The following is a 13,743-nucleotide window of genomic DNA, read 5'->3' as shown; positions in this document are numbered from 1 at the left end:
CTATAACGTCTTTTGGCGTTCCAGATGCTTCCGTTAGTATTGTTTAATTTTTTAGTGATTTGATTGCTGTCTAAAGTTCTCATGATGTTTTGATTTTGATTGATTGATGAATAATTTGATTTTGGATTATCTATAGCGTCTTTTAGCGTTCCAGATGCTTCCGTTAGTATTGTTTAATTTTTTAGTGATTTGATTGCTGTCTAAAGTTCTCATGATATTTTGATTTTGATTGATTGATGAATAATTTGATTTTGGATTATCTATAACGTCTTTTGGCGTTCCAGATGCTTCCGTTAGTATTGTTTAATTTTTTAGTGATTTGATTGCTGTCTAAAGTTCTCATGATGTTTTGATTTTGATTGATTGATGAATAATTTGATTTTAGATTATCTATAACGTCTTTTGGCGTTCCAGATATTTCCTTTAGTGTTGTTTGATTTTTTTGCTATTTGATTGTTCATAATTTCTATACTTTTAAATTGTTATATACCTACTAGACATCGAAAAGTGAAATTTGTTACAGTACTATGTATAAAAAGGTACTATTTTAACATTTTTTAACTAAAATAGTGGTGTTTCAAGATGTTTTTTGGCTTTTTCTAAAGTTTTTAAGCCAAGTTTCAGTTCCTTATATAATACGTATCGTTTTAATATTATATATGAAAAAAGACTTGTCTTTATGTTTTTAATAAATCACCTTTAGTATATAATAGAAGTTCTTACCAATACATTTAGTTCTATCAATATCACTCAAAAAAATAACTCATTTTATCTAGTTTTTTTTCTAACTTTAGAATTTAGGTGTAATAATGATAACATTATTATTATATAAAATATTCAGTAAATCGATTGTATGCTTAAACATTATAATATCACAGTAAAAGGAAAAGTACAAGGAGTCTGGTATCGTAAAAGTACTTGGGAAAAAGCACTTGAATTAGAGATTAAAGGCTCTGTAAAAAATCAATCAGATGGTAGCGTATATATTGAAGCAGAGGCAGACGAACATAAACTTAATCAGTTTTTAGAATGGTGTGCAAAAGGTCCTGAATTTGCTGAGGTGTCTCAGGTTTCTCATGAGGAATCAGATATTCGATTGTTTAATTTTTTTGAGATTTTATATTAAATTTCTAATTGTAATATTCTTGAGCTAGGCAAGGATCAAATAATTAGAGTATTTTACATACTAATTCGTACAATAGTTAAATGGAAAGAAGAACATTTGTAAAAAAAACTTTGCTGAGTGCAATGACTTCAGTAATTGGGATGGATATTGTTTTTGGATCAATTATGCCAGAAGGGTATCAACCATTAGCACTTTTAGATCCAGACCCATTTGCATTGTTTAATCTGGATAAAGGTATGACTGTGCTTAATAATAGACCATGGAATATTGAAGCAAAAGCACATTTACTAGATGATAAAATCACTCCGAATAAATATATGTTCATTAGAAATAATGGACTCATTCCTAAAAATATTAATAAAAATAATTGGACATTAACTATTGATGGTGAATCAGTACTACAAAAGAAAGTATATTCTTTTTCTGAATTGGTGTCTAAATTTCCGCAATATACCTATCAACTTACTTTAGAATGTGGAGGTAATGGACGAAGCGAATTTGATCCTCCTGCTAAGGGAAATCAATGGACTGTGGGAGCAGTATCCTGTGCGAATTGGACAGGAGTTAGATTGCGAGATGTTTTAGAAGATGTTGGTATCAAAGATGATGCAGTTTACATAGGTTATCATGCAGCAGATATGCATCTTAGTGGAGATTCTAAAAAAGAACCTATATCTCGAGGCGCGCCTATGACTAAAGCTTTGCAAGATGAAACCTTATTAGCTTTTAAAATGAATGGAGAAGATATTCCATTGGCTCATGGATATCCACTACGATTAGTTGCTGGTGGATGGCCAGCTTCTGTATCGGGTAAATGGGTACACAGCATAAGTGTACGCAATAAAATCCATGATGGTACAAAAATGGGAGGAAAAGCATACCGCATCCCTTGTGAAACAGTTGCTCCTGGAGAAAAAGTGGAAGATGAAGCTATGTGTATTATAGAATCTATGCCTGTGAAATCTTTAATTACTTATCCCAGATCTGGTGCGAGGATTGAACTGGGAAAAACATTAAATATAAGAGGTCATGCCTGGGCAGGAGAATTAGAAGTTACTACCATGGAATATTCTATCGATTTTGGAGCAACCTGGAAAACTTGCTCTATAGAAAAACCGATAAACAGATTAGCTTGGCAACATTTTTCTGCAACAGTGGATTTTCCGAAGAAAGGATATTATGAAGTATGGGCGCGTGCTACAGATGCTAATGGGGTTAGTCAGCCAATGCTTTTACCTGGTTGGAACCCTAAAGGATACTTAAATAATGCTTGTCACCGTATTGCGATAAAAGTAAAGTAAATGGATCAAGATAACAGCTTCCAGCAACATGCGAAAGCCATTTATAAACTTATGGTAATGACATGTGTGATGGTTGGTATCGTATTAGTTGCTGGAGTCTACCTAATTATAGACCCTACATTATCCGCAATTAAAAATACACCAGAATTATCGTATAAAATGATTGAAGGAGATGATACTATAGAAAACGGAATACATCTGAGAACTGGATTGGTAGAGGCAGAAGGATTGATGGAAGTAGTCAACAATTGTACAAACTGTCATTCCTCTCAATTGGTTATTCAAAATAGGATGTCTAAAGAACGATGGATCGAAACAATTAGATGGATGCAAAAAACTCAAAATTTATGGGATTTGGGAGGTAATGAAGCTATTATAGTAAATTATCTCGTTTCTAATTATCCGCCACCAAAAAAAGGAAGAAGAGAAGTACTAACCAATATAGAATGGTATGATTTACAAGAATAGTATAAGCTTGCTTTTAATTGCATTGCTGTTTTCTTGCAACAATAACAACAACTCTAATGTAGAGACTAAGGATGTTCCTGTAGAAGTTAAAAGCTATGTAAGTACTAAGCATATTATAGAAGCTGAAGAATTATTTAAGATTTCAAAAAAAAACAGTGTAAAGATTATTGATTTTAGAAGACCAAAAAAATATACTGAAAAGCATATAGAAGGTGCCTTAAATATCTGGAGAACCGATATAGAAGATACATCTTATCCCTATGGCGGTATGATGGCTAAGAAAGATGAGATAGAAACTTTGTTTAGTGCATTAGGAATCAGAAATAGTGATCAAGTAGTAGTCTATGATGATAGAGGAGGTTGCGATGCTGCTCGTTTATGGTGGGTACTTAAAAATTACGGATTTGAATCTGTTCAGTTATTAAATGGGGGATTAGCAGCCTGGAAGCAAATAGGAGGTGTAATTAATAATAAAAAAATATCTTCTGTACCATCAGTGTTCGTACTTCCTGAAAAAAGCGAATTTGAGTTATATATTGATAAAGATAGGATCAAAGAAAATATTGATTCCAAAGAAAAAATGATGATTTTGGATACCCGAAGTATAGATGAGTTTAGTGGAAAAAGACAAAAGAAAGGAGCTCATAAAGGTGGAAGAATTCCTGAAAGTAAGCGAATCGATTGGATAGAAGCAATACATTATAATGGAGATATGAAATTTAAATCATATCAAGAATTAGAAAAGGTATATGAAAAAATGAAGGTATCAAAAGATGATTTGATTGTAACGTATTGTCATTCTGGAGTGCGATCTGCGCATACTACTTTTATATTAACAGAATTATTGGGTTATAGTAATGTTAAGAACTACGATGGTTCGTGGACAGAATGGAGTTTTTTTGATAACTTACCTTTTCAGCAAGATAGTATAACAAAAGTGAAGTTATAAGGTATGGAAAAGTATATAAATGGTTTTATAGATGCTTTCTTAGATAATATGAATTGGACCTGGAATTCTATTCTTTTTGAAGTTCCATGGTACACAAATTACTTTTGGGGATTGATCGCAATTTCATTATTGATTTGGGGTTTAGAGGTCGTATTTCCTTGGAGAAAGGAACAGTCTGCTTTTAGAAAAGATTTTTGGCTGGATGGATTCTATATGTTTTTTAACTTTTTTATTTTTTCAATTGCAATAAGTGGTTTTTATAAGTTACTGAGTGCCTTTTTTGATAGTATAGGAGTTTCTGGAGATAGCTTTACCATTATTAATATATCTGGACTTTCAATGTGGATTCAATTATTGGTATTCTTTGTGATTTTAGATTTTGTACAATGGTTTACTCATGTACTACTTCATAAATTTCCGTTACTATGGAGATTTCACAAAATTCATCATTCAGTAAAAGAAATGGGATTTGCTGCACATCTTAGGTATCATTGGATGGAAAATATATTTTATAAACCTCTTAAAACGATTGGAGTAATGATTCTGGGTGGTTTTGAACCAGAACAAGCATATATTGTACATTTTTTAGCAATAGCAATAGGTCATTTTAATCATGCGAATATTAAAATTACTTGGGGACCATTAAAATACATTCTTAATAATCCTGTTATGCATCTTTATCACCACTCTTATGTATTACCTGAAAATTCTTATGGTGTGAATTTTGGAATTAGTTTGAGTCTTTGGGATTATATTTTCAAAACTAACTATATACCAGAGGATAGTGGTACTATAGAGATTGGTTTTCCTGGGGATGAAAAAGTGCCTAAAAGCTTTTTTGGACAACTAGTCTATGGTTTTAGAAAATCCAAAAAGACAAAATAGATACGATAAGATTACTTGTTATTTTGAAATAATAAATATAATGGAAACAAAAGAAAAAGTACAAAAAAAAGCCTATTCCAATACCGTGTACGGTTTAGGAATTATAGGTGCGTTAATTTACTATATAAGCCATGCAACGAGTTTTTGGATGGGTTTATTAGGTATTGTAAAGGCAATTGTTTGGCCTGCTTTTTTGGTATATGAAGTGCTTAAATATGTAGGAGCTTCTTAAAAAAAACCAATTCGATTAGCAATAAGAGACTGCTATTTGATAGGTGTTTATAAAACAAATCTTAATAACTAGGTATAATTACAAAGTTTATCTTTTTGCAAGACTTTCAATTAATCATACCTTTGGGGGATTATTTGATAATTATTTGAGGGAAAATGAGAATTGAACAAATGTACACAGGATGCCTTGCTCAAGGCGCATATTATATAGAAAGTAATGGTGAAGTGGCTATTATTGATCCAATTAGAGAAGTAAAGCCATATTTAGAAAAGTCAAAAGAAGACAATGCCGTTATTAAATACATTTTTGAAACTCATTTTCATGCTGATTTTGTAAGTGGTCATATTACCCTTTCTAAAGAATCAGGTGCCCCAATAGTTTATGGCCCAGAAGCACAAACTTCTTTTGATGCTATTATTGCCAAAGATGGAGAAGAATTTAAAATAGGAGATATTACGATAATAGCCTTACATACTCCAGGACATACGTTAGAAAGTACTACTTATTTACTAAGAGACAAAGATGGTAAAGATCACGCCATATTTAGTGGAGACACTTTGTTTCTTGGAGATGTTGGTAGACCTGATCTTGCGCAGAAAGCTGCAGATATGACTCAGGAGCAATTAGCCGAAATGTTATATGATAGTTTACGCACTAAGATTATGCCATTGGGCAATGATGTCATAGTTTATCCTGCTCACGGAGCTGGATCAGCTTGTGGTAAAAACATGAGTAAAGAAACTGTGGGTACTTTAGGGATTCAAAAACAAACGAATTACGCTTTGAGGTCAGATATGACCAAGGAAGAATTTGTAAAAGAAGTTACAGATGGATTATTACCACCACCATCTTATTTTCCTTTAAATGTAAAAATGAATAAAGAAGGGTATGCTGATATTCAAGAAGTATTAGATCGTGGTACACGTGCGTTTTCTCCAAAAGATTTTGAAGCGTTAGCGAATGAAACTGGTGCAATTATTTTAGATGTTCGTCATCAAAATGAGTTTGTAAAAGGGCATATTCCTAGATCAATTTTTATTGGCATAGACGGTGGTTTTGCTCCTTGGGTAGGAGCATTGATAGGTGATGTTAAGCAACCAATACTTTTAGTTACACCAGAAGGAAGAGAAGAAGAGACTGTTACGAGACTTTCTAGAGTAGGATTTGATAATACACTTGGTTACTTAGAAGGAGGATTTAAATCTTGGCAAAATGAAGAGAATGAGGTTGATACCTTAGATTCTATTTCAGCCGATGTATTTAAAACCAAGCTTTCAGAAGATACTCCTGTTTTTGATGTAAGAAAACAGTCTGAATATTCAGTATCACATATGGAAGATGCTAAGAATACTCCTCTTGATTTTATTAATAAACATTTTTCTGAATTCCCGAAAAATGAAACCTTTTACATTCATTGTGCTGGAGGATATCGCTCTGTAATAGCGGCTTCTATCTTAAAAAGTAGAGGAATCCATAATCTTGTAGATATAGCAGGAGGGTTTAAGGCAATAGAGGAAATGGGAATAGCGCTTACCAATTAATTTTCTTTATATGAATTATTATAATATAGATATTAAGAAGCTTTTTTGATACTATAGTATAAGGATTAACGTTTTAGTAATTGTTTTAACAGACTAATTATTTCAAAAGCACTATTTTGTGACTAAATAACCCTACTTGATCCTTTTGATTTTTATTTTTTTATACATTCTATCCTTTCAGGAAACTCCTGAACCTGGGATTCCAAAATTTCTCGGGGTAATACTTACTATTGGTATTGTTTCCATTTGTATATATTATGTATCGAAGTACTTAGAAACAGTATATGCAAGAATGTATCAGAAACCTTTTTTTGTTCATTTTTACCTTTTTCTTAAGAAGATACCGCCAAATTTAAAACCTTTCTTAAAAACGAATTCACTATATAATCAATTAGATAAAAGAAAAAAGAGATATTTTGAACATCGAGTGGTCAAGTTTTTAGAGACGACTAAGTTTGTTGGTAGAGAAGGTCTTGTTGTCGATGACTATAAACGCATGCAGGTAACGATGATGGTAATTCAGTTAACCTTTGGGATGCGTAATTATTTATTAGAATATGTGGAGACCATTATTCTATATCCATCCTCGTATTATTCTATTCTAAATAAAACACAAAATAATGGTGAATTTAATCCCAGATCTAAAGCTTTAGTATTATCCTGGGAACATTTTAATATTGGTAATCTACATCAGGAGGATGGAGTAAATCTAGGAATACACGAAATTACTCATGCAATTCACTATTGTTCACTAAAGAGTAATAATATTAGCTCAGAAATATTTCACGACACTTTTTTAGAATTAGAGCAACACTTATCTTCAGTAGAACTACGTAATAAAATTATTGAATCTAAAGTTTTACGAGAATATGCCTTTACTGATAAGTTCGAATTTATCGCAGTATTAGTGGAAGTATTCATGGAATCTCCAGAGAAACTTAAGAAACAATTCCCAGATATTTATTCTTATGTGAGCCGTATGTTAAATTTTAGATATTTTGAGGCTTAAACACCAGTGTTTAACCAGTAGGACCTCAGGTGATTGTATTTTGAGGCTGTTTATTTTCGGTTAGCCGCGATATTATTTATGAAAAAATCAAAAACAAGGGGTAACATTTCACCTGACTATGGTACTTATATTAAACGATAAAAACTATATTTATCAAGTTAAAAGATTTTAATTTAAAAATGAAGAAATGGAAGAATTTCAGCAAGTAGCACCTGTAGTAAGTTCGCTTACTGACGAAAAAAGAGTTGCTTTTTATAAAAAAACCTATACGCATTTGGCAATGGCTGTATTGTTATTTGTTATAGTAGAGTGGGTGTTTTTTCAGATAGAACCTTTAGTGAATTTTGCATTTTCAATGACACAAGGATGGAGATGGTTGATCATGTTAGGAGGGTTTATGTTGGCGACGAATTATGCAGAGAAAATGGCTCATAAAACTCATGATATCAATAAACAATACCTAGGTCTTCTTCTGTATGTTGTGGCCGAAGCTTTTATTTTTATTCCTTTGATCGGAATTGCAATGATGATTGCTGAGAGTGGAGGAGCTAACATATTAAACCAAGCTGCGATATTGACGTTAGCTTTGTTTACAGGATTATCTGGAGTAGTTTTGTTGACTAAGAAGGATTTCTCTTTTCTAAAATCAATGCTAACTATTGGGTTTTTTATAGCATTGGGATTAATTGTTGCGGGATTACTATTTGGATTTAATCTGGGATTATGGTTTAGCGTAGGAATGGTAGTTTTAGCTTCGGGTTCTATATTATACCAAACTTCCAATATGGTACATAAATACTCAGAAGATCAGTATGTAGGAGCTTCATTAGGATTATTTGCTTCTTTAATGTTACTGTTTTGGTATATACTTAGTATTTTATCTAACGATTAGAATATTTGTTTAAAAATACAAAAGGCAAGTCCGTTAGAGACTTGCCTTTTTTGATAGCTACCTTATTGAATCACCAACTTTTCTGTAAAGGTTTTTCTATCGACTTCGATCTGTATTAAATAATTCCCCTGTGATAATTTGGAGGTGTCTAAAATGATATTTTCATTGACTTCAAAGTTTGTTTTTGAAACTATACGACCCATAATATCGACTGTTTTAACAAGAATCGGGCTATTACTATTAACGCTGTTTTTAATAGTGATTTGTACATTGTTTTTTGAAGGATTAGGAAACATAATGACTTCTGGATTAATACTACTGACTTTTTTTTTGACGGGACGATTCGGCAGAGGTTTTCCTTCTTCTATTGTGTAAAATTGATTTACCCTAAGATTATTAAACGTATCGATGGTTCCAGATGGCCAGTATATTGTTAATTTATCAATTCTACCTGCTCTTCCTAGACCAAAATGAGCTCTTAAGCTATTGTGTCCCATAAAGGTATTAGAAGCAGAAACTTCTCTTTTTTGAGTTACGTACCTACCTTTAATTTTTGCCTTTAGTTCTAATCGTGCTCCTAATCCAGCTTTGTTTGAAAGATTACCCACTAATTTAAAGTTTACAAAATGATTCTTGACAGTGAGATCATTCCTGAAAAGCCCTTTTACTCCACGACCAACAACAAAAAAATCAAGATCACCATCGTTGTCATAATCGCCTATAGTTGTTCCAGTAGAACCGCTTGATATCGCTGCGTTGATCAGGTTAGAACCACTCTCAGTAAATGTGCCATCGCCATTATTTTTGAAATATCCACTTCCAGTAGGACTAGATGCCGTTATGATAACATCTAAATCTCCATCATTATCAAAATCTCCCCAAGCATTAGATAAATTACTGGTGTTTCCATTGGTAAAAGGGACATCAGTTTTTACATAAGTTCCAGCATTATTAACGTAAAATTTGTTTGTTGTTCCAGAATAATTTGTTAAACAGATATCCAAATCACCATCGTTGTCGTAATCAATAGCATTATAACATTGCCCATCCTGAAGTTCTTCTGCAAACGAAAGGTCTGAATTTGATAATTTTTCAAATCCTTCATTTCCCGTTTCTATCTGTAGATTTTTGTATAAGAAGTCTGCTGCAATTCCATTAGGACCCGCTGCAGGACCACTTGCAATAAACAAATCTATATCGCCATCTTCATCGTAATCCGTCCAATTAGATACTGTATATGGAGCGAGTGTGGTAAGAAATTCATAATTTTCGGTTACTTCGGTAAATGTTCCATCACTATTACCTCTATACAGTCGGTTAGGGAAGTGGTTATTAGGTCCCAGAAATAAATCTGCAAATGTTAGTATAAAATCAACATAACTATCATTATTGTAATCGCACCATTGTACACTCCAAGTGGCAGAATTAATATTATTTAAAACGGTGTTAATTTCTGTAAATTGACCCGTACCATCATTAGTGTAAATTCTAGTTTGCAATGTAGATGGAGCTGTAAATCTAGAATATATTAAATCTAAATCACCATCATTTTGATAATCTGCCCAGCTACAACCATTTAATGAAGTTGCTATGGGTATCGGAGTTTCTGTATTAGCAATTTCAAAGTTTCCATTGCCAAGATTTCTGTAAATAGATCCAGCGTAAAATAAGTCTAAATATCCATCATTATCAATATCAGTCCATGAAGTACCGAAATACGTTCCTGCAATGGTTGGTTCAGAAATAATAGGATTGTTTGCATCTGTTACTAAGTTGAAATTTTGTGCAAAACAATTAAATGTAATGCAGCAATACGTAAGTAAAATTAATGATCTCATCGTGATATAGTTTTAAGAATTATGAAGATAAAATTCTATAAAACGTTGAGCATAGTGGTTTAGAATTATAATTCTTTACTTTTTTTAATGATTTTGTACGTGTAAGTGCTTTCTTTTATATTCTGAAGGAGTACAGTGGTATTTATTTTTGAAAGCATTGTTGAATGTCGCTTTGTTGTTAAAACCAACATCAAAGTATATCGTTTTTATGCTTGAGGAAATATCTTCTAAAAGTAATTTTTTGGCTTCTTCTAATCTGTATTCATTTATAAATTGATTGAAGTTTTTATTTGCCTTTTCATTAATTATTTTTGATAAGGTATGACTTGAGAAACCAACATCATCTGCTAATTGTACTAATCTAAGATTATTATCTAAATATGGTTTGTTAATAGTAATATGAGTAAGTAGTTTAGAATAAAATTCTTCTTTAGTAGTATCTGTAAACTCGTGGGAATCTATTTCTCTTAAAAACAAATTCGATAATAATTCTCCATTAAAAATTGAGGGTTCTTTATAAACCATATAGCCAATTGCATAAATCCCAATAGACATCGAGAAAGATATTGCGTAATCCCAATGAATACTGAAAAAAGAGAACCTTACAAGTACATAGTAACTTATATAAGCCATAGCAAAGACGAAAAATAAGTTTAAAAGAAAATCAGACCACTTTTTTCGGGTATTTTGATATTGAGATTCGTTTTCCCCTTTGTGAAATGTGATAAAATCTTTGATAGTAATGAGGTAAATGATAAAAGATAAAGCAGCGAGCCAAGGATAATTTATTACTTCTAAAAAATAAAGTATAGGTTCATTTTTATATTCTTTTATCTCCAGGAAACCTTGTGTTTTTATGAAATAGAACCCATTCATTACAAAACAGAGTAATGCAGGAATAAAATGATACCACTTTACTTTAAAAGTGTTGCTATAAAACTTGGTGATATAGCTATAGAGTAATGGACCAAATGCTAGGTACCAACTAGTGTCAAAAAAGTATAAATATGGATATACTGCTCTATACCTAGTCCAGATTAATACATAGTACACTAATATTAAAGAAAACCCTAGAATCAACAAAATAATAGGAAGATTATTCTTCCTACTGTTTTTTCGTGTACCTAAAATGATACTTAAAAAGAACCCTAAAGAACTTACCAATAGAAAAATGGAAGTCCAGGTATCAAAAGATGGGATCGTATTTTCTTGCATCTTTGGACTTTTATTATGCTCAAGTTAGCAATTATTGTTTTTAAAACACTTTAAAAATAAAATTTAGAATGTATAAGTAACCTAATAAAAACCTAAAATTGACAAGAGTGTCAAAGTTCTAATCGTTTCTTTTGGGATTCATGATGTCGCATATGTATTTCAATTAAGGAAAACCATTCTACAGCGTTGATCATTCCAAAGAAAGGATGATTGTGTTTTATAGCTCGATCACATTGGTGTAACAGAGATTCTTTTGCTAAAATTTCTATAATGAATTCTCTAAAATTATTTTCTAAGATATCTCTTTCTAGTATTTCAGGAGTAAAATTGGATACTATTTTTGGAGGAAAAGATTCCATTTTAATCGTTCTAGAAGGTAGAAAATTAAAATTAAAAATTAAGTATGCTGCACTATTTTTTGATTTTCCTTCTTTGATGTCATTTTGGATACATCTGTGAAAATTCGGAATTTGATACGTTTTTGCAACTCTTATAATATGATCATATAACTCTGCCAAACACCATTGATCCGATGATGGTTTATGATATAATTTTTCTTGATCATAATGCTCAAGATCCTGTAACCATGTTTCAGATCTTTTTTTAAATATTGCTATAGGATCCTTTGCGAACATCTTATTTTTTTGAGATGATATGCTCAATAATCGTCTTTGCATGAATTCTGGAGTTTTCTATAAACCAAACATGGGTATCCATTCCACCACAAATAACGCCTGCAAGGTATAGGTTGTTTATATTAGACTCCATAGTTTCTTTATGATATTGAGGATAAAGTTTCTCATCATCAGAAAGTTGAATGCCAATTTTTTTTAGGAAATCAAAGTTTGGTGTATAACCAGTTAATGCTAAAACATAATCATTTTCTAATTCAACTTCTCCAGAAGGAGTGTTGATTATAATTTGATCAGACAAAATTTCTTTAACTTTAGCATTAAAGTATGCTTTGATACTGCCTTCTGCAATTCTATTTTCTATATCAGGTTTTACCCAATATTTTACACGCTTACCGATTTCGGGACTTCTCACAATCATGGTTACATCTGCTCCTTTGCGATAACATTCTAATGCAGCATCTACGGCAGAATTACTTGCACCAATGACGGCTAATTTTTGTTTTGCAAAAAAATGAGGGTCTTTGTAATAATGTGATACTTTGGATAATTCCTCTCCAGGAACATTCATGGTATTTGGGATGTCATAAAAACCTGTCGCTAAAATAACATATGAAGCTGTATACTGTTGTTTTTCGGTTTTTATGTAGAAAGTATTTTCCGTTTTTTCAACTACATTTACTTTTTCAAAAAGATTCATGTTCAAATCATTAGATGTAACTATTCTTCGATAGTATTCTAATGCTTCGTTTCTTTTAGGTTTAGCTTCATTACTGATAAAAGGTATTTCATCTATCTCAAGTTTCTCGGACGAAGAGAAAAACTGCATATTTATAGGATAGTTAAAAAGAGAATTAACTATAGGACCTTTTTCTATTATAAGATAATTAATACCTTTTTTCTTAGCCTCAAGACCACAGGCAATACCTATAGGACCACCACCAATTATTATAAGATCTATATGTTTCATTAAGAAATCATCTCTTTCAATCCTTTTATTGTTTGATTAGGATCTGTACTCTTAAAAACGTAGCTTCCAGCTACTAGGACATCAGCTCCAGCATCCACTAATTGTTTTGCATTTTTGTTAGTGACTCCTCCATCAATTTCTATCAGTGTATTAGCATTATTGCGATCAATAATTTCTTTAAGTTGTTGCACTTTTTTATAGGTATTTTCTATAAATGACTGCCCACCAAATCCTGGATTCACACTCATAATACATACTAAATCTATATCCTTAATAGTGTCTTCTAATAGGTTTACATTCGTATGAGGATTTATTGCTACACCAGCTTTCATGCCTTCTGCTTTTATGGCTTGTAGGGTTCTGTGAAGATGTGTACATGCTTCATAGTGAACTGTGAGTATGTTGCTTCCCAAATCTGCAAAAGTCTTTATATATCTGTCTGGATCTACGATCATTAGATGTACGTCGATAGTCTTTGTAGCGTGTTTTACGATATCTCTTAAAACTGGCATGCCAAAAGAAATATTGGGAACAAAAACGCCATCCATTATATCAATATGAAACCAATCTGCATCGCTGCTATTGATCATTTCTACATCACGTTGTAAATTAGCAAAATCTGCAGCTAATACAGAAGGAGCAATTAATTTTGAAGCCATAAAATTGTGTTGTTTCTGGCAAAAAT

General features: G+C 31.9%; 14 protein-coding genes. 9 read left to right on the top strand and 5 right to left on the bottom strand.

Features of this window, described 5'->3' with window-relative positions; translation table 11 throughout:
- The first annotated feature begins 853 nt into the window (after positions 1–853).
- From QBK95_RS05890 to QBK95_RS05850, 9 genes are all read left to right on the top strand, one after another.
- Positions 854–1,126 carry an acylphosphatase gene (locus tag QBK95_RS05890; RefSeq protein WP_280931549.1) on the top strand — a complete coding sequence of 91 codons (273 nt, stop codon included), beginning with the start codon at positions 854–856 and terminating at the stop codon, positions 1,124–1,126.
- An 80-nt stretch (positions 1,127–1,206) separates the two neighbouring features.
- Positions 1,207–2,427 (top strand): sulfite oxidase, encoded by a 1,221-nt coding sequence (locus QBK95_RS05885; RefSeq protein WP_280931546.1) that lies wholly within the window; start codon positions 1,207–1,209, stop codon positions 2,425–2,427.
- Positions 2,428–2,895, top strand: coding sequence for a monoheme cytochrome C (locus QBK95_RS05880; RefSeq protein ID WP_280931544.1), 468 nt, complete (start codon positions 2,428–2,430; stop codon positions 2,893–2,895).
- On the top strand, positions 2,879–3,844 hold the full coding sequence (locus QBK95_RS05875; RefSeq protein ID WP_280931542.1) for a sulfurtransferase: 966 nt from the start codon (positions 2,879–2,881) through the stop codon (positions 3,842–3,844). The genes QBK95_RS05880 and QBK95_RS05875 overlap by 17 nt, the downstream gene beginning before the upstream one ends.
- Before the next feature lie 3 nt (positions 3,845–3,847).
- On the top strand, positions 3,848–4,729 hold the full coding sequence (locus tag QBK95_RS05870) for a sterol desaturase family protein (protein ID WP_280931540.1): 882 nt from the start codon (positions 3,848–3,850) through the stop codon (positions 4,727–4,729).
- A gap of 40 nt (positions 4,730–4,769) precedes the next feature.
- A complete protein-coding gene (locus tag QBK95_RS05865; protein ID WP_280931538.1) occupies positions 4,770–4,961 on the top strand; it encodes a hypothetical protein in 192 nt (63 codons plus the stop codon).
- A 155-nt stretch (positions 4,962–5,116) separates the two neighbouring features.
- Positions 5,117–6,502, top strand: coding sequence for an MBL fold metallo-hydrolase (locus tag QBK95_RS05860; RefSeq protein ID WP_280931536.1), 1,386 nt, complete (start codon positions 5,117–5,119; stop codon positions 6,500–6,502).
- A gap of 145 nt (positions 6,503–6,647) precedes the next feature.
- On the top strand, positions 6,648–7,511 hold the full coding sequence (locus tag QBK95_RS05855; protein ID WP_280931533.1) for a zinc-dependent peptidase: 864 nt from the start codon (positions 6,648–6,650) through the stop codon (positions 7,509–7,511).
- Positions 7,512–7,698: 187 nt separating this feature from the next.
- The gene (locus tag QBK95_RS05850) at positions 7,699–8,403 is read left to right on the top strand and encodes a Bax inhibitor-1/YccA family protein (RefSeq protein ID WP_280931532.1); all 705 of its coding nucleotides are present in this window, start codon (positions 7,699–7,701) and stop codon (positions 8,401–8,403) included.
- A 62-nt stretch (positions 8,404–8,465) separates the two neighbouring features.
- On the opposite strand, the gene QBK95_RS05845 is transcribed toward QBK95_RS05850, so the two are convergent.
- From QBK95_RS05845 to rpe, 5 genes are all read right to left on the bottom strand, one after another.
- Positions 8,466–10,241: a T9SS type A sorting domain-containing protein gene (locus QBK95_RS05845; RefSeq protein ID WP_280931530.1), complete on the bottom strand. Its 1,776-nt coding sequence runs from the start codon at positions 10,239–10,241 to the stop codon at positions 8,466–8,468.
- Positions 10,242–10,325: 84 nt separating this feature from the next.
- On the bottom strand, positions 10,326–11,456 hold the full coding sequence (locus QBK95_RS05840) for an AraC family transcriptional regulator (protein WP_280931528.1): 1,131 nt from the start codon (positions 11,454–11,456) through the stop codon (positions 10,326–10,328).
- Between the two features lie 110 nt (positions 11,457–11,566).
- Positions 11,567–12,091 carry a hypothetical protein gene (locus QBK95_RS05835; protein WP_280931526.1) on the bottom strand — a complete coding sequence of 175 codons (525 nt, stop codon included), beginning with the start codon at positions 12,089–12,091 and terminating at the stop codon, positions 11,567–11,569.
- A 1-nt stretch (position 12,092) separates the two neighbouring features.
- Entirely contained in the window at positions 12,093–13,058 is a 966-nt protein-coding gene (locus tag QBK95_RS05830; RefSeq protein ID WP_280931523.1) for a YpdA family putative bacillithiol disulfide reductase, read from the bottom strand.
- The gene (gene rpe / locus QBK95_RS05825) at positions 13,058–13,717 is read right to left on the bottom strand and encodes a ribulose-phosphate 3-epimerase (RefSeq protein ID WP_280931521.1); all 660 of its coding nucleotides are present in this window, start codon (positions 13,715–13,717) and stop codon (positions 13,058–13,060) included. Before rpe ends, QBK95_RS05830 begins: the two co-directional genes overlap by 1 nt.
- Positions 13,718–13,743 lie beyond the last annotated feature (26 nt).

It is taken from the genome of Aquimarina mycalae (assembly GCF_029906345.1).
Classification (GTDB): domain Bacteria; phylum Bacteroidota; class Bacteroidia; order Flavobacteriales; family Flavobacteriaceae; genus Aquimarina.
Note: the sequence above shows the minus strand (reverse complement) of the source record. Positions and strands in the feature narration are given on the sequence as shown.